Annotated in this window: 20 protein-coding genes and 1 pseudogene; 7 read left to right on the forward strand and 14 right to left on the reverse strand. The window is 63.9% G+C overall.

From position 1 onward, the window contains the following. Positions 1-51: 51 nt before the first annotated feature. Both IVA82_RS26520 and IVA82_RS26525 read right to left on the reverse strand, forming a co-directional pair. Entirely contained in the window at positions 52-231 is a 180-nt protein-coding gene (locus IVA82_RS26520) for a hypothetical protein (RefSeq protein WP_247385248.1), read from the reverse strand. Positions 232-411: 180 nt separating this feature from the next. Beyond that, on the reverse strand, positions 412-1,926 hold the full coding sequence (locus IVA82_RS26525) for a caspase family protein (protein WP_247387442.1): 1,515 nt from the start codon (positions 1,924-1,926) through the stop codon (positions 412-414). A gap of 559 nt (positions 1,927-2,485) precedes the next feature. Here IVA82_RS26525 and IVA82_RS26530 point away from each other — a divergent pair. From IVA82_RS26530 to fabA, 3 genes and pseudogenes are all read left to right on the forward strand, one after another. Further along, complete coding sequence (locus tag IVA82_RS26530; protein WP_247387443.1) at positions 2,486-4,033, forward strand: DEAD/DEAH box helicase; 1,548 nt, start codon at positions 2,486-2,488, stop codon at positions 4,031-4,033. Positions 4,034-4,145: 112 nt separating this feature from the next. Further along, complete coding sequence (locus tag IVA82_RS26535; protein ID WP_247387444.1) at positions 4,146-5,213, forward strand: GGDEF domain-containing protein; 1,068 nt, start codon at positions 4,146-4,148, stop codon at positions 5,211-5,213. Positions 5,214-5,475: 262 nt separating this feature from the next. Next, positions 5,476-6,002: pseudogene (gene fabA / locus IVA82_RS26540) on the forward strand (bifunctional 3-hydroxydecanoyl-ACP dehydratase/trans-2-decenoyl-ACP isomerase). A 2-nt stretch (positions 6,003-6,004) separates the two neighbouring features. Here fabA and IVA82_RS26545 read toward each other — a convergent pair. The 9 genes from IVA82_RS26545 to IVA82_RS26585 form a co-directional block, all read right to left on the reverse strand. Further along, complete coding sequence (locus IVA82_RS26545) at positions 6,005-6,472, reverse strand: TfoX/Sxy family protein (RefSeq protein ID WP_247387445.1); 468 nt, start codon at positions 6,470-6,472, stop codon at positions 6,005-6,007. 103 nt (positions 6,473-6,575) lie between these two features. Further along, positions 6,576-6,917 (reverse strand): iron-sulfur cluster assembly accessory protein, encoded by a 342-nt coding sequence (locus tag IVA82_RS26550; protein WP_247387470.1) that lies wholly within the window; start codon positions 6,915-6,917, stop codon positions 6,576-6,578. Positions 6,918-7,042: 125 nt separating this feature from the next. After that, the gene (locus IVA82_RS26555; RefSeq protein ID WP_008558582.1) at positions 7,043-7,414 is read right to left on the reverse strand and encodes an SUF system Fe-S cluster assembly protein; all 372 of its coding nucleotides are present in this window, start codon (positions 7,412-7,414) and stop codon (positions 7,043-7,045) included. Next, positions 7,411-8,658, reverse strand: a complete 1,248-nt coding sequence (locus tag IVA82_RS26560) for a cysteine desulfurase (RefSeq protein WP_247387446.1) — start codon at positions 8,656-8,658, stop codon at positions 7,411-7,413. The genes IVA82_RS26555 and IVA82_RS26560 overlap by 4 nt, the downstream gene beginning before the upstream one ends. Then, the gene (sufD, locus tag IVA82_RS26565) at positions 8,655-9,959 is read right to left on the reverse strand and encodes a Fe-S cluster assembly protein SufD (RefSeq protein WP_247387447.1); all 1,305 of its coding nucleotides are present in this window, start codon (positions 9,957-9,959) and stop codon (positions 8,655-8,657) included. Before sufD ends, IVA82_RS26560 begins: the two co-directional genes overlap by 4 nt. An 11-nt stretch (positions 9,960-9,970) precedes the next feature. Next, the gene (gene sufC, locus IVA82_RS26570) at positions 9,971-10,723 is read right to left on the reverse strand and encodes a Fe-S cluster assembly ATPase SufC (protein WP_247387448.1); all 753 of its coding nucleotides are present in this window, start codon (positions 10,721-10,723) and stop codon (positions 9,971-9,973) included. Positions 10,724-10,854: 131 nt separating this feature from the next. Further along, complete coding sequence (gene sufB, locus IVA82_RS26575; RefSeq protein WP_247387449.1) at positions 10,855-12,351, reverse strand: Fe-S cluster assembly protein SufB; 1,497 nt, start codon at positions 12,349-12,351, stop codon at positions 10,855-10,857. A 116-nt stretch (positions 12,352-12,467) separates the two neighbouring features. Beyond that, positions 12,468-13,607 carry a cysteine desulfurase family protein gene (locus IVA82_RS26580; protein WP_247387450.1) on the reverse strand — a complete coding sequence of 380 codons (1,140 nt, stop codon included), beginning with the start codon at positions 13,605-13,607 and terminating at the stop codon, positions 12,468-12,470. Positions 13,608-13,659: 52 nt separating this feature from the next. After that, positions 13,660-14,850: an acyltransferase family protein gene (locus tag IVA82_RS26585; RefSeq protein ID WP_247387451.1), complete on the reverse strand. Its 1,191-nt coding sequence runs from the start codon at positions 14,848-14,850 to the stop codon at positions 13,660-13,662. Between the two features lie 179 nt (positions 14,851-15,029). Here IVA82_RS26585 and IVA82_RS26590 point away from each other — a divergent pair, with 179 nt between their 5' ends. Continuing rightward, positions 15,030-15,881, forward strand: a complete 852-nt coding sequence (locus IVA82_RS26590) for a LytTR family DNA-binding domain-containing protein (RefSeq protein ID WP_247387452.1) — start codon at positions 15,030-15,032, stop codon at positions 15,879-15,881. A 316-nt stretch (positions 15,882-16,197) separates the two neighbouring features. Then, positions 16,198-16,845 carry an alpha/beta hydrolase gene (locus IVA82_RS26595; protein ID WP_014495555.1) on the forward strand — a complete coding sequence of 216 codons (648 nt, stop codon included), beginning with the start codon at positions 16,198-16,200 and terminating at the stop codon, positions 16,843-16,845. 123 nt (positions 16,846-16,968) lie between these two features. Here IVA82_RS26595 and IVA82_RS26600 read toward each other — a convergent pair whose 3' ends face one another. From IVA82_RS26600 to IVA82_RS26610, 3 genes are all read right to left on the reverse strand, one after another. Then, on the reverse strand, positions 16,969-17,292 hold the full coding sequence (locus IVA82_RS26600; RefSeq protein WP_247387453.1) for a multidrug efflux SMR transporter: 324 nt from the start codon (positions 17,290-17,292) through the stop codon (positions 16,969-16,971). A gap of 10 nt (positions 17,293-17,302) precedes the next feature. Continuing rightward, the gene (locus IVA82_RS26605; RefSeq protein WP_247387454.1) at positions 17,303-17,977 is read right to left on the reverse strand and encodes a glutathione S-transferase family protein; all 675 of its coding nucleotides are present in this window, start codon (positions 17,975-17,977) and stop codon (positions 17,303-17,305) included. A 111-nt stretch (positions 17,978-18,088) separates the two neighbouring features. After that, the gene (locus IVA82_RS26610; RefSeq protein ID WP_247387455.1) at positions 18,089-19,192 is read right to left on the reverse strand and encodes an anhydro-N-acetylmuramic acid kinase; all 1,104 of its coding nucleotides are present in this window, start codon (positions 19,190-19,192) and stop codon (positions 18,089-18,091) included. A 167-nt stretch (positions 19,193-19,359) separates the two neighbouring features. Here IVA82_RS26610 and tyrS point away from each other — a divergent pair, with 167 nt between their 5' ends. Together tyrS and IVA82_RS26620 are read left to right on the forward strand one after the other, a co-directional pair. Further along, a complete protein-coding gene (gene tyrS, locus IVA82_RS26615) occupies positions 19,360-20,613 on the forward strand; it encodes a tyrosine--tRNA ligase (protein ID WP_247387456.1) in 1,254 nt (417 codons plus the stop codon). A gap of 57 nt (positions 20,614-20,670) precedes the next feature. After that, positions 20,671-21,930 (forward strand): MFS transporter, encoded by a 1,260-nt coding sequence (locus IVA82_RS26620; protein WP_247387457.1) that lies wholly within the window; start codon positions 20,671-20,673, stop codon positions 21,928-21,930. Positions 21,931-21,952: the final 22 nt, after the last annotated feature.

The following is a 21,952-nucleotide window of genomic DNA, read 5'->3' on the forward strand; positions in this document are numbered from 1 at the left end:
TCACCTCGATGCTGGAGGGATCGATTTCATGGTTGATGACACTTTGTCCCATCAGCCATCGATGCAGCCAGTGGCCGTCGAGACCCGCCTCGTAGCACGTACCGGCCGGCCATCTGCGGCCGCCTTCTTGCGCATGTCGGCAAGCCGGGCCGTCAAGGCGGCCAGGTCGCCGCCACCGATCGTATAGCGGCTCAGCTTCTGCGATCCCGGCAGCAACACGCCGAGTTCCATTTCGCTTGGCTCAGTTCAAAAGCCAGGCGCCGGAGCGTAGCGGAGGCCTCGAAGGATGGACGGCCCAGCTGCATCCGGGCGTGCATCCTTCGAGGCTCCCTGCACGATGCTTCGCACCGCGCAGCTCGCGCCTCAGGATGACGGATTGAGAGTGTACACGCTGGATCGCCGCGCGCTTCGTCAATTGTTGCTGCGGTTCGCGGTGCGGAAACTCTTGATCTCCGACACGCTGCCGTCGCGATAGGTCAGCTCCACCGAGATGAACTGCGTTGCCGGTGCAAGCTTCATATAGAGCGGCATGCCCGCGCTGATCGCACTGGGGTCGCGCATGTCACAGCCCGGCATCTTCAAGAGCTGGTTGGGAACGGCGGTATCGATGCCGATGTGCACCTCGCGAATGGCGCAGCGGTACGACACCAGATGCGTGTAGTAGACCAGCAGCCCGTTGAACTCGCGGAACGACAGCCAGCTTGTCGCGGTCATGTCGAGGATCTTGCGCTGGTCGCGAACGAGCGCGGCCTCGGGATCGAACCTGATCGGGAACGGGCCCTGCATGTCGCCGGATTGATCGACATAGCGAACCTCGATCGTGCCGGCCGCAGCGTCGGGCGGCAGTTCGATCGACGGGTTCGGCATCCGCTTGCGGGTGCGCGGATCGAGCGTATCGATGAAGCCTGTCTCGCGGAAATCACCATTGCCCGCCATGCGCCAGGAAATTCCAAGCGTTGGGTCGGCGAAGGAGAACACCACGCTCCAGCCGCCGTTGTGGCGCGAGAAGCTCGCGATCGGCGCATTGGTCGTCTCCTCCTTCGGCACGCGCGGCACCGAGACCGGCGGCGGCGCCGCGACCTTCTGCGGCGGCGGATCGGCCGGTCGCGCCGCGGCGTCCTTTGCGATGCCGCTGAGAAAGACGTCATCGACCATCTGGTCGAAATAGACCGGCACCTGCCTGTGCTTGACAGTGTCGGCCATTTCGCTAACGAGACGACGGGTGCGTTGTGCCACTTGCACCAGGTTCTCGCCGGGCTGCAACAGCTCTTTGGCAAAGGTCCGCGTGAACACCGAATTGGGATCGGCGTCGTCATTGGAGAGGCGATCGAGCGCGGTCTGGCGCGGACCTGCCGAGAACACCGAGAACACGCCTTCGGGCAATTGCACCATCGGGGCAAGCCCGCCCCCGCCGGCCACCGCGCGGGTGCCCTTGCGCTCGAACGGGTTGTTGCGGCAGGCGTCGAACACCAGGATCGAGGTCCGTGCCTTCTTGTTCTGTAGCCGCTCGACGATACGGTCGGCCAAAACGGACGCGTCGCGCACCAGCTCTTCCTGGCCTTCCGTCGCAGCCGGCACGTCGATCGGCAGCAGGTAGTTCTGTCCGGCGATCTCGAAACCGTGGCCGGCATAGAAGAAGAAGGCCGTGTCGCCGGGCTCGATTGCCCTGTCGAAGGCGAGCAGCGCTTCGGAGAACTGCTGACGGTTCTGGTTCTCCGCGACCATCACCGAGAAGCCGAGCTGCTTCAGCGTGTCACCCATGGTGCGGGCATCGTTCACGGCCTTGAGCAGCTTTGGGACATTCTTGTAGTCGTTGTTGCCGACGACGAGCGCGACGCGCTTTTCGGCATAGGCGGGAGCCGCGAAACCGGTCAGGCCCGCCGCAAGGCCAAGGGCGGCCAGTATTCTGAAAAGCCGACGCGTCATCGAAAAAATCCCGTTGCAGAACGGCTTCCTTGCCGGCGCCCTAGAACAGCTCGTTGGCGAGCTTCGGCCGTTGTTGTCATAGTCGGTCCAGAGATACCGGCGGTTCAACCGGCCGTGGCGGCCGGCTCCATCGTTTAGCCTATGGCAGGACCAATTCGGCGAATTCTCGCTGCACCAACTCTGCGGCGCCGGGCCGCCTGGCGACCGGGTGTTCAGCGCCGCCGATGGCAAGCCCCCGGTGATTTCCGGGCCTGGGCTGCGAAAGCGGGTAGCGGCCCCAAGGCCGGACGGCCGGCCAGCCGGAAAAGCCAAGCCGAGCCTGCAATTTGAGCAAAAACCTCAGGGCTTTTAGGGCCTTCCCGCGGTTGCTCCATTGACTTTGGCCGATTCCCGCCTATGTTCCGGGTCGACGCGGCTCAGATCGAAGAGCGATTCCTGAGCCTGGCGCTTGTTCGCGTGAGTCAGCACCCCCAGCTTCTTTGAGAGCGCGCCGTTTTGGGGTGGAACGCGACAGCCTTATTACCCTCGATTCCGAACGGCGGTTTCGACCAGAGGCTCAATGTCTTTTACCCATCTCGGACTATCCGAAAAAGTCCTCGCCGCAGTGGCGGCCACAGGTTACACCACCCCAACCCCCATTCAGGAACAGGCGATCCCCCACGTCCTTGCCCGCAAGGATGTGCTCGGCATCGCCCAGACCGGCACCGGCAAGACAGCAGCCTTCGTGCTGCCGATGCTTACCATTCTCGAAAAGGGTCGCGCCCGGGCGCGCATGCCGCGGACCCTGATCCTGGAGCCGACCCGCGAGCTCGCGGCGCAAGTCAAGGAGAACTTCGACCGCTACGGCGCCGGCCAGAAGCTCAACGTCGCGCTGCTGATCGGCGGCGTTTCGTTCGGTGACCAGGACGCCAAGCTGACGCGCGGCGTCGACGTGCTGATCGCAACCCCCGGCCGGCTGCTCGACCATACCGAGCGCGGCGGTCTGCTGCTCACCGGCGTTGAACTGCTCGTCATCGACGAAGCCGACCGCATGCTGGACATGGGCTTCATTCCCGACATCGAGCGCGTCTGCAAGCTCGTCCCGTTCACGCGGCAGACCCTGTTCTTCACCGCGACCATGCCGCCGGAAATCCGGCGCATCACCGAGACCTTCCTGCACAATCCGCAGAAGGTGGAAGTTTCGAAGCCCGCCACCACCGCCGTCACAGTCACGCAGTGCCAGGTCCCTGCCGGGCGCGAGGCGCACGAGAAGCGCGAATTGCTGCGACGCCTGCTGCGCGAGGCCAAGGATCTCAAGAACGCGATCATCTTCTGCAATCGCAAGCGCGAAGTCGCCGTCGTTCACAAATCGCTCCAGAAGCACGGCTTCAGCGTCGGCGCCCTGCACGGCGACATGGACCAGTCGGCCCGTACCGCGGCGCTCGAACAGTTCCGGAAGGGCGAGCTACCGCTGTTGGTGGCCTCCGACGTCGCCGCCCGCGGCCTCGACATCCCTGAGGTCAGCCACGTCTTCAATTTCGACGTCCCCCACCATCCCGACGACTATGTTCACCGCGTCGGCCGCACCGGCCGCGCAGGCCGTACCGGTGTCGCGATTTCGCTCGTGACGCCGCTCGACCAGAAATCGATGGTGGCGATCGAAAAGCTGATCGGCCAGAGCATTCCGCGCGCCGAAGGCGACTTCGAGGTGCACGCCGGCACGTCGGAACAGAGCGAGCGTCCGCGCGAGTCGCGTGGGCGGGAACGCGATCGCTCCCGCGGCGGACGCGGCAAATCGCGTCGCGGCCACGAGCCGCGTGGCGAGGCACCTCAGCCCACCGAGGCAAGACCCTCGGTCGACGCCAGGCCTGCGGCCGATGCGCGGCCCGCACGCGAGGCAAGACCTGCTCGCGAAGAACGGCCCGCAGGCGAAGCACGGACGCCCCGTGAAGCACGGCCATCATCCGAGCCGCGCAGCGGCTCGCGCCAACAAGCCAATGCGCCCCATGTGCCGTCAATCGGCCGTCCCGAGCCGCGCCGCCAGCGCGAAGCCGATTCCGAGCCTGGCGATCACTCGCATCTTCCGGCATTCCTGCTGCGGCCGGTTCGCTCGCCGGCAGGCGCCTGAGCGCTCCAGCGAACGGCCGTTTACCGGCCGTTCACGATCGTCCGTTAGCCTACGAACATAATTTAAGCATTGCAGCGATCGGCGGCGCACCGGTCGCCGTGGGGAATGTTCAGTGGTCAACGTGCTCGATGAACACGAACGCACGATGGCGTTCGCCGAAGTGGCGCTCGGTCAAATCCGCTCGCTCCGGCAAACCGCAATCCCCCGCAATTACGAAATCTGGTACGTCTACGCCACCGGCTACAACGCCCCGCTCAACAAGATTATCAACGAGACGTTGGCGCGCAGCGGCAAGCTGACCGAAGCCGATCTCGAGCAGATCTACGAGACCTATCTCTCCCACATCAAGACCACCGATCGCATCGACAAGGTGGGCGCGCGCGTCATCGGCGAGATCGACGACGTGATGAAGGTGCTGAGCGACGCGCTCGGCATGACCGGCTCCTACGACGCCAGCCTGTCGGGCGCGACCGAAGAATTGTCGTCGGCCACGAGCCGCGAGCAGATCAAGGCGGTCGTCGAGAGCCTGGTGCGCTCAACCAGCGAGATGCGCGAGACCAACAAGACGCTGGAAGACCGGCTGACGCTATCGAAGAGCGAGATCAGCAATCTCCAGCAGAGCCTCGAGGCAATCCGGGCCGAAAGCCTGACCGATCCGCTCACGGGCCTGGGCAATCGCAAATATTTCGATCGCATGATCGGCATGGCCGTGCAGAGCGCGCCCGCGAGCGGTGAGCCGCTGTCGCTGCTGCTGTTCGACATCGATCACTTCAAGTCGTTCAACGATTCCTATGGCCATCTCACCGGCGACCAGGTGCTGCGCCTGGTCGGCCTGTCCATGAAGCAAACCATCAAGGGCCAGGACGTTACCGCGCGTTATGGCGGCGAGGAGTTCGCCGTTCTGCTGCCCAACACCGCGCTGCGCCAGGCCCTCACGGTCGCCGATCACATCCGCCGCGCGGTGATGGCGAAGGAATTGAAGAAGAAATCGACCGGCGAGGTTCTCGGTCGCGTCACCATCTCCGTCGGCGTATCCATGCTCAAGCCGGGCGACGACACCGACGCGCTGATCGAACGCGCGGATGCCTGCCTCTACGCCGCGAAGCGCAACGGCCGCAATCGCGTGATCTGCGAAGCCGATCCGGAATACGCGATCGAGACGCACAACCGAGTGGCGTGACGTTTCCTGCACAAGCGCGCATGACCCTCATGGTGAGGAGCCGCAAAGCGGCGTCTCGAACCATGCAGGTCCCGCTCTCACCCACGGCCATCCTTCGAGACGCGCGCAAGAGCGCGCTCCTCAGGATGAGGTGGTCATATGCTGCGACATCCCATTCCTGAAAGTTGGCCTCGGTTCTTGACATTCTCGGGGACGACCGACATCTGGATCTGCGTCGCCACCGTACTGCGCCTGACCACAAGCATGTAGAGGTCCTGTCGCCTTGGCCAACCCACACGATTTTCATGTGCCGCAACCGTCCTAAAGGACGAGCTGCTGAGATCGAGCGAAGGCGGCTATTTCGGTCCGGGCAACGCGCAATTGCCGGCACCGCCCATGCTCATGATGGACCGCATCACAGAGATCAGCCTGGACGGCGGCGAATTCGGCAAGGGTCACATCGTTGGCGAACTGGACATCGTCCCTAGCCACTGGTTCTTCGATTGCCACTTTCGCGGCGACGCCGTGATACCGGCCTCTCTGGGCCTGGACGCCATGTGGCAGATGATCGGCTATTGGCTCGGCTGGTCGGGCTCGCCGGGCAAGGGCCGCGCCATCGGCGTCGGCGAGGTGGAGTTCACAGGCGAGATCACGCCGGACACGCGATGCGTGCGTTATGAGGTCGCCATGCGCCAAGTGAGGCGCGGCAGGCTGGTCCTGGGATTTGCCGACGGCCGCGTGCTTGCCGACGGCGTTTGCGTTTACATCGCCAAGGATATGAGGGTTGGCCTGACCAAGGCCGTGGACTGAGTTCAAGCGCTCCGCTTGGCTGGCTTGCGAACCGGGCTCGTGCTGGCCCTCTTCTTCGGCGCTTTCGCAGGCTTGGCGGCCTTCTTCGCCGGCTTGTTCACCGCTTTCTTTGGCGTGCTCTTCGACGTGCTCTTCGCTTTGGGCCGCTTCTTCGCCTTGGCGCGCCCAGCGGCGGCGAGAGCCGCCCTCGCCCATTGCGCAAGCTCCTCGGAATCGTCGAACAGCCGTGCGGGCAGCTCCCAGTAGGAGTTGACCAGCACGGTCTTGGCGCGGGTCTGGTACTGGAACGGCTTTGACCCTTCGGCCTCATAGTCCGGGATGGTCTGCTCGTCGGCGCGGAAGAACAGGCCGGCGCGCAAGGCCAGCGCGAAGTTGATGCCGTCGGCGGAGATGCCGTAGCCGGAAAACATCTTTCGTATGGTGACGGGGCCGAAATCGGCGAAGAGGTCGATCAGGAATTCGCGGTCCATGGCCGAACTCTCTCTCCATCGTCCCATCGTCGTCCTGGCCTTGTGCGCAGTTGTTGCGCACAAGGCCAGGACGATAGCGGAGTGATTTGCGAGAAACGGACGCCTACCCGTCGATCTTCGCTGGCCGCAATTCGACCGATTCGCCGCAGCCGCAGGCGGAGATCTGGTTGGGGTTGTTGAAGACGAACTGGGCCTGCATCTTGTCGGCCTTGTAGTCCATCTCGGTGCCGAGCAGGAACAGCACGGCCTTGGGATCGACCAGGATCTTGACGCCCTTGTCCTCGACGATCTCGTCGGTCGGGCGGATGTCATGGGCGTACTCGACCGTGTAGGACTGCCCGGCGCAGCCGCCGTTCTTCACACCGACGCGCAAGCCCACGATCTCGGAATCGGCGCGCTGGGTCAGTTCGGTAATCCGCTGCGCGGCAGCGTCCGTCAGCCGCATCACCTGCGGGCGAGGCCGCTTCGGCTTGACTGGAACTGATGATACCTGGGTCATATCTGTTATGTGGTCCGTTCGGATGCGATTTCAATCCAGCAAGTTCAGTGCCAACGCGCGTTTCGCCGCACTTACCACATATTGAGCACGAGGCGGGCCTCGTCGCTCATGCGCTCGGGCGACCACGGCGGCTCCCAGACGACCTTGACGTCGACCACGCCGACGCCGGGAACACTGGCGACCGCGTTCTCGACCATGGTCGGCAGTTCGCCGGCAGCTGGACAGTTCGGCGTCGTCAGCGTCATCTGGACATCGACCGAACGATCGTCCTTGATCTCGACCTTGTAGATCAGGCCGAGCTCGTAGATGTCGGCCGGAATTTCCGGGTCGAACACGGTCTTCAGTCCGGCGATGATCTCGGTGGTGAGACGCTCGGTCTCCTCCGGCGGCAGCGCCGACTGGGTTTCCATCGGATTGGCTTTGATTTCGGCCGTATCACTCATGCGAACATATCCCGCGCCTTCAACAGCGCCTGAACCAGATGATCGACTTCTTCCCGCGTATTATACATGCCGAACGACGCCCGGCATGTGGCGGTTACGTTGAACCGCTCTAAAAGCGGCATCACGCAATGGGTGCCGGCGCGCACCGCGATGCCCTGGCGGTCGATCACGGTGGCGACGTCGTGGGCATGCGCGCCCTTGAGCTCGAACGAGATCACCGGCCCCTTGCCGCGAGCGGTGCCGATCAGGCGCAGCGAGTTGATCTCGCGCAGGCGGTCCTGGGCGTAGGTGACGAGGTCGTGCTCATGCGCGGCGATGCGCTCCTTGCCGATCGAATTGACGTAGTCGATGGCGGCGCCGAGGCCGACGGCCTCGACGATCGGCGGAGTGCCTGCCTCGAACTTGTGCGGCGGGTCGCCATAGGTGACCCAATCCTTCGCGACCTCGCGGATCATCTCGCCGCCGCCGTTGAAGGGCCGCATCGCGACGAGGTGCTCGTGCTTGGCATAGAGCGCGCCGATGCCGGTCGGGCCATAAACCTTGTGACCGGTGAACGCGTAGAAATCGCAGTCGAGGTCCTGCACGTCGATGGGCAGGTGCACCGCGCCTTGCGCACCGTCGACCAACACGGGAATGCCGCGGTCGTGAGCCAGCCGCACGACCTCCTTGATCGGAACGAACGTCCCGAGCGCGTTCGACATCTGCGTGATGGCGACCAGCTTGGTCTTCGGCGTCAGCAGCTTCTCGAACTCGTCGATCAGGAAGTTGCCTTCGTCATCCACGGGCGCCCATTTGATCACTGCGCCGTGGCGTTCCCTGAGAAAATGCCAGGGCACGATGTTCGAATGATGCTCCATGATCGAGAGGACGATCTCATCGCCCTGCTTGATGTTCGGCTCGCCCCAGGACGACGCCACAAGGTTGATCGCCTCGGTGACGTTGCGGGTGAAGATGATCTCCTCGGTGCGGCTCGCATTGACGAACTGCGCGACTTTTGCCCGCGCGCCCTCGTAGGCCTCCGTCGCGGCATTGGCGAGGTAGTGCAAGCCGCGATGCACGTTGGCGTATTCGGACACATAAGCCTGCGTCATGCGATCGAGCACGGACTGCGGCTTCTGCGCCGAGGCGGCGTTGTCGAGATAGACCAGCGGCTTGCCGTAGACCTGCATGGCGAGCGCCGGAAAGTCCTGGCGCACGCGCGCGACGTCATAGGCTCCGTTCTTGACCGCCGGATGCGTGCTCATGACCGCCGCTCCAGCCAGCGCTCGGCGATGCCGATCACGTGCTCCCGGAGATTATCATCGGCGATCTGCTCGATCGCCTCGCCGACGAAGGCCTGGATCAGCAGCGCCTGGGCCTGCTTCTCGGGCAGGCCGCGTGCCTTCAGGTAGAACAGCAGGTTGTCGTCGAGCGCGCCGGCGGTGGCGCCGTGGCCGCAGGAGACGTCGTCGGCGAAGATCTCGAGCTCGGGCTTGTTGTCGGCTTCGGCTTCATCCGAGAGCAGCAGCGCCCGGGTCATCATCTTGCCGTCGGTCTTCTGCGCGTCGGGACGGACGATGATGCGGCCCTGGAACACCGAATGGGCACGGTCGTCGATCACGGCGCGGAAGATCTCGCGGCTAACGCAGTCCGGCACGGCATGGTCGACCACCAGCGTGGTGTCGCCGTGCTCGGTCTTCTGCAACAGGTTCACGCCATTAATCGAGAGGTCGCTGCCCTCGCCCGCCAGCGTGATGAAGCCCTGGAGCCGGCTGACCGCCGCGCCGCTGGTCATGTTGAAGAAGTTGACCTTGGTGCTGGCACCGACAGTGACGAATTGCGAGGTGATGTTCACCGCGTCAGGCGCATCGTCCAGCAGGCGGATATGCGCGACGTCGGCATCGTCGCCGATCGAGAGGATGACGGCATCATTGACCTGGTAGGCCTTGGCGCCAGCCGCGACAAAGCTCTCGATGATGGTGGCGCGGGCGCCCTTCCCGACCGCGACCTGCGAGCGGGTGAAAGCCGAGGCCGAGGCAGCAGTGGCGACATGAATGATCTGGATCGGCGCAGACAGCTGCGCGCCATCGGCAATCGACAGCACGACTCCATCGGTCGCCATGGCCGCGTTAAGCGAGATCACAGCATCGGCCGACGCAGTCTTCAGGAGAGCGGCGTCTTTCTCCAATGTCTCCTGCAGAGTTTTGAAGCCCATCTCGGAGGCGAGCGCTTTCACGTCCGACAGACCGGCCGCGAACACCCCATCGACCAGCACCAGCTTGCGCGCGCCGGCGACCGCATGCGCCTTCACGGCGTCGGCCGCGCTGGCCAACGCGGATGCATCGGGGCTAGCCGCCAGCGGCAGCACCTCGCCGACCAGCGCACGCAGATCGGTGTATTTCCATTCCTCGATCCGGCGGTGCGGCAGGCCGAGACGCTCATAGGTCTCGAACGCATCGCGGCGGGTCGCGATCACCGCGGGCGAACCCGGCAGCCGGCCTTCGGCGCTGGTGAAGAGATCGCTCACCGCGCGGCCACTCCCGGTCTTTGCCACAGCAACGTTCATTGCAAAATTCCTTACGCAGCGTCCTCGAACTGGGTGTAGCCGGACGCTTCCAGCTCCAGCGCCAGTTCCTTGTCGCCGCTCTTCACGACACGGCCACGCGACATCACGTGCACGAAATCAGGCACGATGTAGTTTAACAGCCGCTGATAATGGGTGATGACGACCATCGCGCGCTTGGGCGAGCGCAGCGCGTTGACGCCATCGGCCGCGATGCGCAGCGCGTCGATGTCGAGGCCGGAATCCATCTCGTCGAGGATGCACAGGCTCGGCTCGAACAGCGCCATCTGGAGCACCTCGTTGCGCTTCTTCTCGCCGCCGGAGAAGCCGACATTGACGCCGCGCTTGAGCATGTCCTGCGGGATGTTCAGCGATTTCGAGACCTCGCGGACCTTCTTCAGGAAGTCCGGGGTGGAATATTCGCTCTCTCCGCGCGCCTTGCGCTGTGCGTTGAGCGCGGTGCGCAGGAACGTCATGGTGGCAACACCGGGGATTTCCACCGGATACTGGAAGGCAAGGAACACGCCCTTGGCGGCGCGCTCGTCCGGATCCATCTCCAGGAGATCCTCCCCCTTGAACAGGATCTGGCCATCCGTGACTTCATAGCCGGGCTTGCCGGCGATGACATGCGAGAGCGTCGACTTGCCGGAGCCGTTCGGCCCCATGATCGCGTGGACTTCGCCCTCGTTCACGGTCAGTGTCAGCCCGTGGAGGATCTCACGCTCCTCCACACGCACCTTCAGGTCTTTTACTTCAAGCAAAGCCATTGTTTTGTTCCATCTATCCCCTCGTCCTGAGGAGCGCTGAAGGCGCGTCTCGAAGGATGAGGCCAACAATCTTTCCGATATCCATCCTTCGAGACGGCCGCTTTGCGGCCTCCTCAGGATGAGGGGCGGAGCTATCCGACCGAACCTTCCAGCGAGATCGAGATCAGCTTCTGTGCTTCCACCGCGAATTCCATCGGCAGCTGCTGAAGCACGTCCTTGACGAAGCCGTTGACGACGAGGCCAACCGCCTCTTCCTGGGAGAGGCCGCGCTGGACGCAGTAGAACAGCACGTCCTCGGAGATCTTCGAGGTCGTGGCCTCGTGCTCGAACGTCGCCGACGAGTTCTTGGCCTCGATGTACGGCACGGTGTGCGCGCCGCATTTGTCGCCGATCAGCAGCGAATCGCAGGCAGTGAAGTTGCGCGCGCCGGTGGCTTTTCGGTGCGCCGTCACGAGGCCGCGATAGGTGTTCTGCGACATGCCGGCGGCGATGCCCTTGGAAATGATCCGGCTCGACGTGTTCTTGCCGAGGTGGATCATCTTGGTGCCGCTATCGACCTGCTGGTAGCCGTTCGAGATCGCGATCGAGTAGAACTCGCCGCGGGAATTGTCGCCGCGCAGGATGCAGCTCGGATACTTCCAGGTGATGGCTGAACCAGTCTCGACCTGGGTCCAGGAAATCTTCGAATGGTTGCCACGGCAGTCGCCACGCTTGGTGACGAAATTGTAGATGCCGCCCTTGCCTTCGGAATTGCCGGGATACCAGTTCTGCACCGTCGAATATTTGATCTCGGCGTCGTCGTGCGCAACGAGCTCGACCACGGCGGCATGCAACTGGTTCTCGTCGCGCTGCGGCGCAGTGCAGCCTTCGAGATAGGAGACGTAGGAGCCCTTGTCCGCGATGATCAGCGTGCGCTCGAACTGGCCGGTGTTGCGTTCGTTGATGCGGAAATAGGTCGACAGCTCCATCGGGCAGCGCACGCCCGGCGGCACGTAGACGAACGAGCCGTCGGAGAACACCGCCGAGTTCAGCGTCGCGTAGAAATTGTCCGAAGTCGGCACCACGGAGCCGAGATATTTCTGCACCAGCTCGGGATGCTCGCGGATCGCCTCCGAAATCGGCATGAAGATCACGCCGGCCTTCTTCAGCTCCGCCTTGAACGTGGTCGCCACCGAGACCGAATCGAAGACCGCATCGACCGCGATCTTGCGCCGGGCCGGATCTTCCTCGCCTACCTTCGGCTCGACGCCTTCGAGCATGGCGACTTCGCGCAGGGGAATGCCGAGCTTCTCGTAGGTCTTGAGAATCTCCGGATCGATCTCGTCGAGCGAGGTGATCGTCTTCTTCGGCTTCGGCGCCGCGTAATAATACAGGTCCTGGAAGTCGATCTTGGGATAGTCGACGCGGGCCCAGGTCGGCTCGGTCATGGTCAGCCAGCGCCGATAGGCTTCCAGCCGCCACTGGAGCATCCAGGCGGGCTCGTTCTTCTTCTCGGAGATGAACTTGACGGTCTCTTCCGACAGCCCCTTGGGGGCCTTGTCGGACTCGATCAGGGTCTCAAACCCATAACGATACTGGTCGACGTCGATGCGCTTCACGCGCTCGACCGTCTCTTGTACGGCTGGCATTCCATCCTCCGCTCGCGGTTTCAAGGACCGCGGTGGATCATCAAACTCGGACGACTATTACGATATTTCTTGGCGTGAAGCACGCGCTTAGAACCGTTCAAGCCGTGTTTCGTCGCTTAGCCCTTAAGTAGGGTATTCCCGAGCTTTCGCCAAGTCTCTAACGCCCGATTGATGTCCTCTGGTCCCGTGGACCAGCCCAGACTGAGGCGCACTGCTCCCTGGGCGATGGCGGGATCGAATCCCATGGCCGAAAGCACGTGCGACGGCTGCACCTTCCCGGAGGAGCAGGCCGAGCCTGAGGACACTGCGATCCCTTCGAGGTCGAAGCCAATGACGGCGGTCTCAGCCTTCAAGCCGGGGGCCGTGAACAGCGTGGTATTCGGCAACCGCGCAACATCCTGCGAAAAGATCGTCGCCCCGGCAATCGCCCGGAGACCATTTTCCAAACGATCTCTGAGGGTTGTCATCCGCTCCGCATCCTCTGGCAGAGCCACAAGCGCCGCTTTCACCGCTGCACCAAAGCCGGCAATACCAGCGACATTCTCGGTCCCTGCCCGTCGGCCGAGTTCCTGCCCGCCACCGCGAAGCGCGGGCTCCAAGCCGGTAATCCCCCCAGCCACGACCAGCGCGCCGACTCCCTTGGGGCCGCCGATCTTGTGCGCAGAAAAGGTTGCAAGGTCCGCGCCTATCGCATTGATATTGAAAGGCATTTTTCCAAGCGCCTGGATCGCGTCAACGTGCAGCAGGCCTCCGGCCTCGTGAACGATTCGCGCAGCCTCGGCGACGGGCTGAAGCGCGCCGGTTTCATTATTGGCCGCCATCATGGAGACCAGCGCCGGCGGGCCGCCGCCGAGCAGTTCCTTCAGATGTCCGAGATCGATCACACCTGACCGCGTCACTCGGATCTGGCCCACCGCACCGACCCGGAACCGACCTCCAGCCAGTACCGAGGCATGCTCGACCGCCGAAACCAGGAGTCGCTGCACCGGGCCGCCGGATGCCCCTTTGAGCCCAGACGACAGCGCCAGCGCATTGGCCTCGGTCCCGGCCGAGGTGAAAACAACGTTCCGTGGCAATGCTCCGACGGCGCTTGCAAGCGCCACGCGGGCCTCTTCGACCAGGCGCCGGGCCTCCCGCCCCTCGGCATGGACCGAGGACGGATTTCCTATGAGATCGAAGGCGGCGACCATCGCCGCCCGCGCCTCGGAGCGCAGCGGCGTGGTCGCGTTCCAATCGAGATAAACGCGGGTCGGCATGACGCCCTCTTAGCACCTTTTGTCCTTGCGCCAATCGGAAGCCGGTTCGCAATCAGGCCGGCTGCTGCGCGATCGCGGCCGGGCGGCGCCGCTCCATCCGCAAACCGAACAACGGCCGCAGCCAGGCGATCCGCCGTACCACCTCATAGGTGACCACGCAGGTGAGCGCGGTGCCGGCAATGACGATGAAGGCCTCGCTTCCGGCCGACAAACCGCTGCCCTGCAGTACGTGCGCGATCATGATGATCGCGGTCTGGTGCACGATGTAATAGGGAAAGATCGCGTCGGTCAGGTAGCGGCGCACGGCGCCGTCGGCCGTGAAGTGGCGCCGCGCAAAGCCCAACACAGCAGCCATCGCCAGCCACTGATAACAACCATACGCCGAACTCGCGAACCACCTCAGCATCGCCGACGGCTCGAACAGGCCGGCACGAAGCAGAATGAATACGACGAACAGGCTTGCGGCGACGGCCAGGGCAATCCACCGCTGACGTTCGATGTCGCGCCAGATGCTGTCCTCTTTCGCCAGCAGAAAGCCAATCAGGAACGCGGTCGCATGGTCCGCATGGTTGTACCAGTCGCCGAACAGTGCGTGCGTCGACGGGAAGACCGGGAACAGGAACAGGCGCCAGGCCGCGAACAAAAGGCACGGCAGGACCAGCAGACCGGGTCCGCTGAGCAGGACAGCCAGTCTGGCACCGAGCCGATCGGCCAGCACCGGCCACAGCCAGAGCACGCCGACCAGCGCGACGGTGTAGACCCACAGATAGACCACGAACCAGAGATGGTTCCAAGTCGGCAGCACGATGCAGGGGTTCGGGCAGAATTGCGCGCCGAACGCCAGATAATGCCGGAGGTAGAAATCGGCGAAGCCGGCGGGGTAACCGAGGCTCTCAACGATCTGGAGGTAGGACTGCGGCGGCACGATCACGAACATGCCAAAGATCAGTGGGATCAGGAGCCGTGTCGAGCGCGCGCCGACGAAGGCGCCGAGATTGTACTTGCCCAGCATGAAGCGGGTGGCGACACCGGAAACCAGGAACAACAGCGACAGCCGCCAGGGATTAATGACCAGCATCAGGGGCTCGAGCCAGCTCAGTCGGTGCACGCTCTTGATGTGAAATCCCCAGGACACGTAGAGCATGCCAACGTGGTAGAAGATCAAAAGCCCAAAGGCTAAAATCCGTACCCAGTCCAGATCGATGCGCCGTTCCGAAGTCGAGAGTTGCTGTGGTGTTGACATGGTTTTCTGCTCCTTGAGGGGACGCCAAACGCGGTTCTTCGGCCATGGCTGACACTGAAAATGCCTCACAAACCGAGCGCGTCGAGCCGGTTTGGGATCAGGACCGGGAGCGAAGGGATGAAGTGCCGCGCGCAGGGACGAGCGGCGGGGCTTCGGGGACCAGCGGCAACGATTGGACGATGTTCGTCGCGATCGCCGCAGTCTCGCTCGCGATCGGAATCGTGAATGCACTCTCCGGCGCGCAGGACGCCGCTTGGCGCGGCGGCAGCTCCGATGTTGGCCGGCGGCTGTTCTTTGAGCTCTCAAGCATCGCCGTCATCCTGCTACTGCTGCCGATACTGGTGCGCGCGGTGCAGCGCATCCGCCGCGCCTCGGGCCTCATGCGGGTCGGGATCGGCGTCGCCACCCTGCTCGGCTTCTCGGCCCTCCACATCACCGGCATGGTCTGGATCCGGAAGCTTGCGCTCTGGCTTGCCGGAACCGCCTACGACTTCCATTTCTCGCTTGCGACGATCCTGTACGAGTTTCGCAAGGACAGCGTGGCCGTTTTCCTGATCGGCAGCACGCTCTGGCTGCTCGAAAGCCGGCGCGAGCTGAAAAGGGCTGCAACGGCCATCCCGCCCGCGCTGGCGCCGCAACAATCCCCACGCCCCGATCTGATCTGGCTCAGGGACGGCACGAGCCGCTTTCGCGTCGCGCCCCGCGATATCCTGTGGGTCGCCTCGGCCGGCAACTATATCGAATACAGCCTCGCCGACGGCACCCAGCACCTGATCCGCGGCACCCTCGCGATGGCCGAGAGCGAGCTGTCGCGCCTCGGCATCGTGCGCGTCCACCGCACAAAACTTGCCAATCTCGACCGGGTGAACAGTGTCGACCTCAAGCCATCGGGGGACTTCGAGCTCACCTTCGATAACGGGCAGACGCTTGGAGGCAGCCGCCGCTACCGGCCGGCGGTCGCCTCGCTTGGGGCCGTGGGGCACCCACGTGAATCGCCGGGGGAACGTGCGAGGGACGATAAACCCACATGATTCCAATTACTTGACCGAGGCGCAGGAGTTCAACGCCGGCCGTCATCGTTACTCCTGATCCGCATGACGGCGCTCATGACATCGCCATGACCAGCTAAGTTCTTGAGCCCATTGAGAGATGCCGAAGATGCTTGCTTTTTGACCCACGCCTCATGTTAGAACGCGCGCGTCAGTTCACCGCGCGCCGCTCGCGCATCATCCGAGGGCGCCGCTCCACCCTTTCATTCGCGGTTTGGTCGGCACATCTGCCGATGAAATCCGCACAATCGATTGGTTGCTGAGGACCGTCTTCAAGGAATCAATCAAGAGATCATCCATGCCCGAAGTCATTTTCACCGGCCCTGCTGGCCGTCTCGAAGGCCGCTACCATCCGGCCAAGCAGAAGAACGCGCCCATCGCGATGATTCTGCATCCGCATCCGCAGTTCCACGGCACGATGAATCATCAGATCGTGTACCAGTGCTACTACGCCTTCGCGCATCGCGGCTTCTCCGTGCTGCGCTTCAATTTCCGCGGCGTCGGCCGCAGCCAGGGCTCGTTCGACCACGGCACCGGTGAATTGTCGGATGCCGCTGCTGCGCTCGACTGGGCACAGACGATAAATCCCGAAGCGCGCGCCTGCTGGGTCGCCGGCTTCTCCTTCGGCGCCTGGATCGGCATGCAGCTGCTGATGCGCCGCCCCGAGGTCGAGGGCTTCATCTCGATCGCGCCGCCGGCCAACCTCTACGACTTCTCGTTCCTTGCGCCCTGCCCGTCCTCAGGCTTGATCGTGCATGGCGAGAAGGATGCGGTGGTGCCGCCCAAGGACGTCAACACGCTGGTCGAGAAGCTGAAGACGCAGAAGGGCATCGTGATCGACCAGCAGGTCATCCCCGGCGCCAATCACTTCTTCGACGCCAAGCTCGAGCCGTTGATGGAAACCATCACCGCCTATCTCGACATGCGGCTCGCCAACGTGCGCTGAGGCCTGTAGCTGAGCCTTGTAGCCCGGATGGAGCGAAAGCGAAATCCGGGAAGCTCCATCCGCGGAGACAAGGCCCCGGATTGCGCTTTCGCTCCATCCGGGCTACGAAGCTAGAGCTCGGCTCTAGGCCAGCTTGAGCGCCGCGATCCCCATCAGCACCAGCACTATTCCCGCGACCTTCATCGCGCTCAGCGCCTCGCCGAACAGCACGACGCCCATCACGAACGTGCCGGCGGCGCCGATGCCGGTCCAGACCGAATAGGCGACGCCGACCTCGAGCACCTTCAGCGCCCGTCCGAGCAGGAAGACAAAGGCCGCGAGCAATCCGAGTGAGGCGATGCTCCAGCCAGGCCGCGTATAGCCTTCCGCATACTTCATCGAGATCGCCCAGCCGACGTCGAGGACGCCTGCGACCCCCAGAATGAGCCACGCCACAGTTGGCGACATCGGCGCGCGCTCAGGCCGCTAGCTTCAGCAAATGCGCATCGTGACGCGCCAGGAAGGCGCGCAGCAGCTGCGGATAATCCGCCCCGACGGCGTTGCGCACGCTCGGACGCTTCGCAAGCTCGGCTCGCCACGCCTGCACCTTCGGCAGATCCTTGAAGATGCCGAGCTCGGTCAATTCATCGAACACGTCGAAATATCGGAAGATCGGCGCAAACACGGCGTCGACCAGGCTGAACGCATTGCCGGCGAAGAATGGGCCTGCGCTTAGCGCGGCCTCGACACGCGCGAATTTTGCCGCCAGGGCCTGGCGCTTGCTCTCAAAGGTCGCCGGATCGGTCGTGGTCTCCAGCCCCCAGAGGTCACCGAGGATCGCCGAGCCGAACTCCATCCACGCACGGTGATGGGCGCGCGCCAGCGCGTCCACCGGATGCAGCTCGACGCCCCCTTTCGTCTCCTCGATGTATTCGCAGATCACATTGCTCTCGAACAGCGCGACCTCGTCCTTGGCGGTCACCACCAGCACCGGCACCTTGCCAAGCGGCGAGAGCTTCAGGAACCATTTCGGCTTGTTGGCCAGATCGATGTCGATCCGCTCGAACGGCACGCCCTTCTCGTTGAGCGCGATCACGGCGCGCTGCACGTAGGGGCAAAGCTTGTGGCTAATCAGTTTGAGCGAGGCGGTCATGGCAATGATCCCGGCGGTTGGATGCAACTGCATCAAATATAGATGCACCTGCATTCACTTGTCAAGTTCGATGCATTTGCATCAACCGGCATTGATCTCAGGACTTGGACCTCAGGGCCGCGCCAACACGCCGCCGGTCATCGGCATCGGCACGCCGGTGGTGGCCGGATAGGACAGCGGCAGGCCCTTCAGGCCGCGGGCGGCGAGAAAGCCGAAGGCCTGCGCCTCGATCGCATCGGAGGCCCAGCCGAGCGCTTCGGCGGGCTCCACCGTCGCCGACCCCACCCGCTCACGCAGCATGCGCAGCATGGTCAGGTTGCGCGCACCGCCGCCGCAGACGATCCAGCTTCGCGGCCGCCGCGGCAGCAGCGGGATGATGCGCGCGATCGCGGCTGCGGTGAACGCGGTCAGCGTCGCGGCGCCGTCGGCCGGCGGCACCTCGCCAAGCCTGAGCGCGGCAAAATCGTTGCGGTCGAGCGATTTCGGCGGCGGCGCTGCGAAGAACGGCAGCTCCAGCGCCCGCGCGATCCAGGCCTCGTCGACCTTGCCGAGCGCGGCGAATTTTCCTTCCGCATCGAACGCCTGGCTCATGGTGCGGTACATGAAATCGTCGAGCAGCGCGTTGCCGGGCCCGGTATCGCAGGCGATCAGCGTGTCGTTGCCGTCGATATAGGTGATGTTGGAGACGCCGCCGATATTGACCACCACGATCGGCCCTTCGCGCTCCAGCGAATGGGCCAGCGCCCGGTGGTAGACCGGCACGAGCGGCGCGCCCTGGCCACCGGCCTCGACGTCGGCCGCCCGAAAATCATGCATCACCGGAATATGGATCGCCTTCGCAAGCGCCGGCGCATCGCCGATCTGTACGGTCAGCCGCCTTTCGGGGCGATGCAGCACGGTCTGGCCGTGGAAGCCGACGATGTCGATGTCCTCCGGCTTCATCCGGTGCTGAGCGACGAACGCGGCCACCGCGTCGGCATGCGCCAGCGTCACCGCGCGCTCGGCCTCGGCCAAGACCCCTGGCCGGGCATCACGCTGCGGCAGGTGCACGGCCTCGCTGAGCGCCTGGCGCAGCAGATTGCGCTCGGCCGGGGTGTAGGGCCGATAGCCGGTCGGCCCGAACGCCTTCACCTGCTTTCCGTCGGTTTCGATCAGCGCGACGTCCACCCCGTCAAGCGAAGTGCCGCTCATCAAACCGAGTGCCGTTAACATCATCTTGGGCAGCATCCTCAACAGACCCGCTCTGGCATGCCGATCTTGTGCCAGGGCGGAACATCTTATAATGCCACAGCGCCAAGTGGCGGGCTGCAATCAGGTTCCGATGTAAGACCCTTAAATTGCCCCCAAAACAGTAAACCAAGAATTGTCAGGCTGGCCGACAAATGACTGCATTCAAATCGGATTTCCTCAATACCTTGCAGGAACGTGGATTCATCCACCAGTGCTCCGATTTCGAGGGGCTGGACGCGCTTGCCGTCAAGGGCGAGGCGACCGCCTATGTCGGCTACGATTGCACCGCGCCCTCGCTGCATATCGGCAACTATCTGACCATGATGCTGCTGCACTGGCTCCAGCAGTCCGGCAACAAGCCGATTACGCTGATGGGCGGCGGCACCACCATGGTCGGCGATCCCTCCGGCAAGGACGAGACGCGCGCGATCCGCACCGTCGCCGAGATCGAGGCGAACAAGGCCTCGATCCGCGGCGTGTTCACCAAGGTGCTGCGCTACGGCGATGGGAAGAGCGACGCTATCATGCTCGACAATGCCGAATGGCTGACCAAGCTCAACTATATCGAGATGCTGCGCGACGTCGGCCGCCACTTCTCGGTGAACCGCATGCTCACCATGGATTCCGTGCGGCTGCGCCTCGAGCGCGAGCAGGAGATGAGCTTCATCGAGTTCAACTACATGGTCTGCCAGGCCTACGACTTCGTCGAGCTTGCGAGGCGCACCGGCTGCCAGTTGCAGATGGGCGGCTCGGACCAGTGGGGCAACATCATCATGGGTGTCGATCTCGGCCGCCGCATGGGCACCCACCAGCTGTTCGCGCTGACGACGCCACTGCTCACGACCGCATCCGGCGCCAAGATGGGCAAGACCGCGCAGGGCGCGGTCTGGCTCAACGCCGACCAGTTCTCGCCGTATGATTTCTGGCAGTTCTGGCGCAACACCGAGGATGCCGATGTCGGCAAATTCCTGAAACTGTTCACGACACTGCCGATGAGCGAGATCAGGAAGCTCGAGGCCCTCGCGGGCTCGGAGATCAACGAGGCCAAGAAGGTGCTCGCCACCGAGGCGACCGCGCTGCTGCACGGCCGCGACGCCGCCAATGAAGCGGCCGAAACCGCGCGCCGCACGTTCGAGGAAGGCTCCCTCGCCGAGAGCCTGCCGACAGTCGAAATTCCGCGCGGCGAGCTGGACGCCGGCGTCGGCGTGCTCAACGCCTTCGTCAGAGCGGGCCTCGTCGCCTCCAACGGCGAGGCGCGACGCCAGATCAAGGGCGGCGGTCTGCGCGTCAACGACGACTCCGTCGCCGACGAGAAGATGACCCTCACCCCGGCAAGCCTCACGCCGGAAGGCGTGATCAAGCTGTCGTTCGGCAAGAAGAAGCACGTCCTGATCAAGCCTGCATAGGCGTATGAGATTTTCGCTGCTTGTCAGGGTGCGCCGAAGCGCGCTCCCTGAACGGCAATGGATCAGAACACGCCCAGGGACGCGGCCGGGGAACATCGCGCCGCTGCGCAGCAAGGCGCCGTGCGCACCGCGCTCGTGGTGCTCGCGCTCTGCTTCACGCTGGCCGTACTCGGCCGCGGACTCAGCGAGAGCTTTACCGTCTTCCTGAAACCGATCTCGGAAAATTTCGGCTGGGATCGCGCCCAAATCGTCTCGATCTATTCGCTGACATGGCTCGTCAGCGGACTGACCGCGCCGCTGGTCGGACGCCTGTTCGATCATTCCGGTCCGCGCATCGTCTACGCGCTCGGCCTCCTGCTGCTCGGCTCGGCCTTCCTGATTGCCGGCCGCGCGCAGTCGCTCTGGCAATTTCAACTCTCGATCGGATTGTGCGTCGGCGTCGGCGTGGCCTTCATCGGCAACGTGCCGAACTCGATCCTGCTCGGCCGCTGGTTCGGACCGCGCCTGCCGACCGCGATGGCGGTGGTCTATTCGGCGATGGGCGGCGGCGTGCTGGCGCTGCTGCCGGCCTCGCAGCTCCTGATCGACCATCTCGGCTGGCGCGAGACCTACCAGCTGTTCGGCTTCGCCGCGCTCGGCCTGCTGGTGCCGCTCGTGCTGCTGCCATGGCGGCTGTTCGCCTCGGGCTCGCCGCATGTCGCGAAGAAGACCGATCCGGATTTCGTCGATCATGGCTGGACGCTTCCAAGCGCGATGCGCCATCACGCCTTCTGGGCGCTGTTCTCGACCTTCTTCTTCACTGCCGTCGGCATGTATGCGATCGCCGCGCAGATCGTGGCCTATCTGATCGATGCCGGCTTTCCGCCGCTCCAGGCCGCAACTGCCTGGGGCTTTTCCGGCGTGGTGCTGGTGTTCGGCATGCTCGGCGTCTCCGCGCTCGACGGCCTGATCGGGCGCCGGCCGTCCGTGCTGCTGAGCTACGCGATTTCGATCCTCGGCATCTTCCTGCTCTGGCTGTTGCAATACTCCGCCAACCTTATCCTGCTCACCGGCTTCGTCGTCTGCTTCGGCAGCATGATGGGCTCGCGCGGCCCGCTGATCACTGCGACCGCCATGAAGATCTTTGGGGGCAAGCGCGTCGGAACGATCTACGGCACCATCTCGATCGGCAGCGGACTTGGCTCGGCGTTTGGCTCCTGGAGCGGCGGCCTGATCCACGACGCGACCCATGGCTACAACGCGCTGCTCATTTTCGCACTTGCGAGCGTGGTGCTCGGGATGATCCCGTTCCTGGTCGTGCCCGCATTGCGGCGCTAGGTGTCCCAGAGGTAACCTGCGA

Origin of the sequence: Bradyrhizobium sp. 142 (genome assembly GCF_023074015.1) — a bacterium.
GTDB lineage: Bacteria > Pseudomonadota > Alphaproteobacteria > Rhizobiales > Xanthobacteraceae > Bradyrhizobium.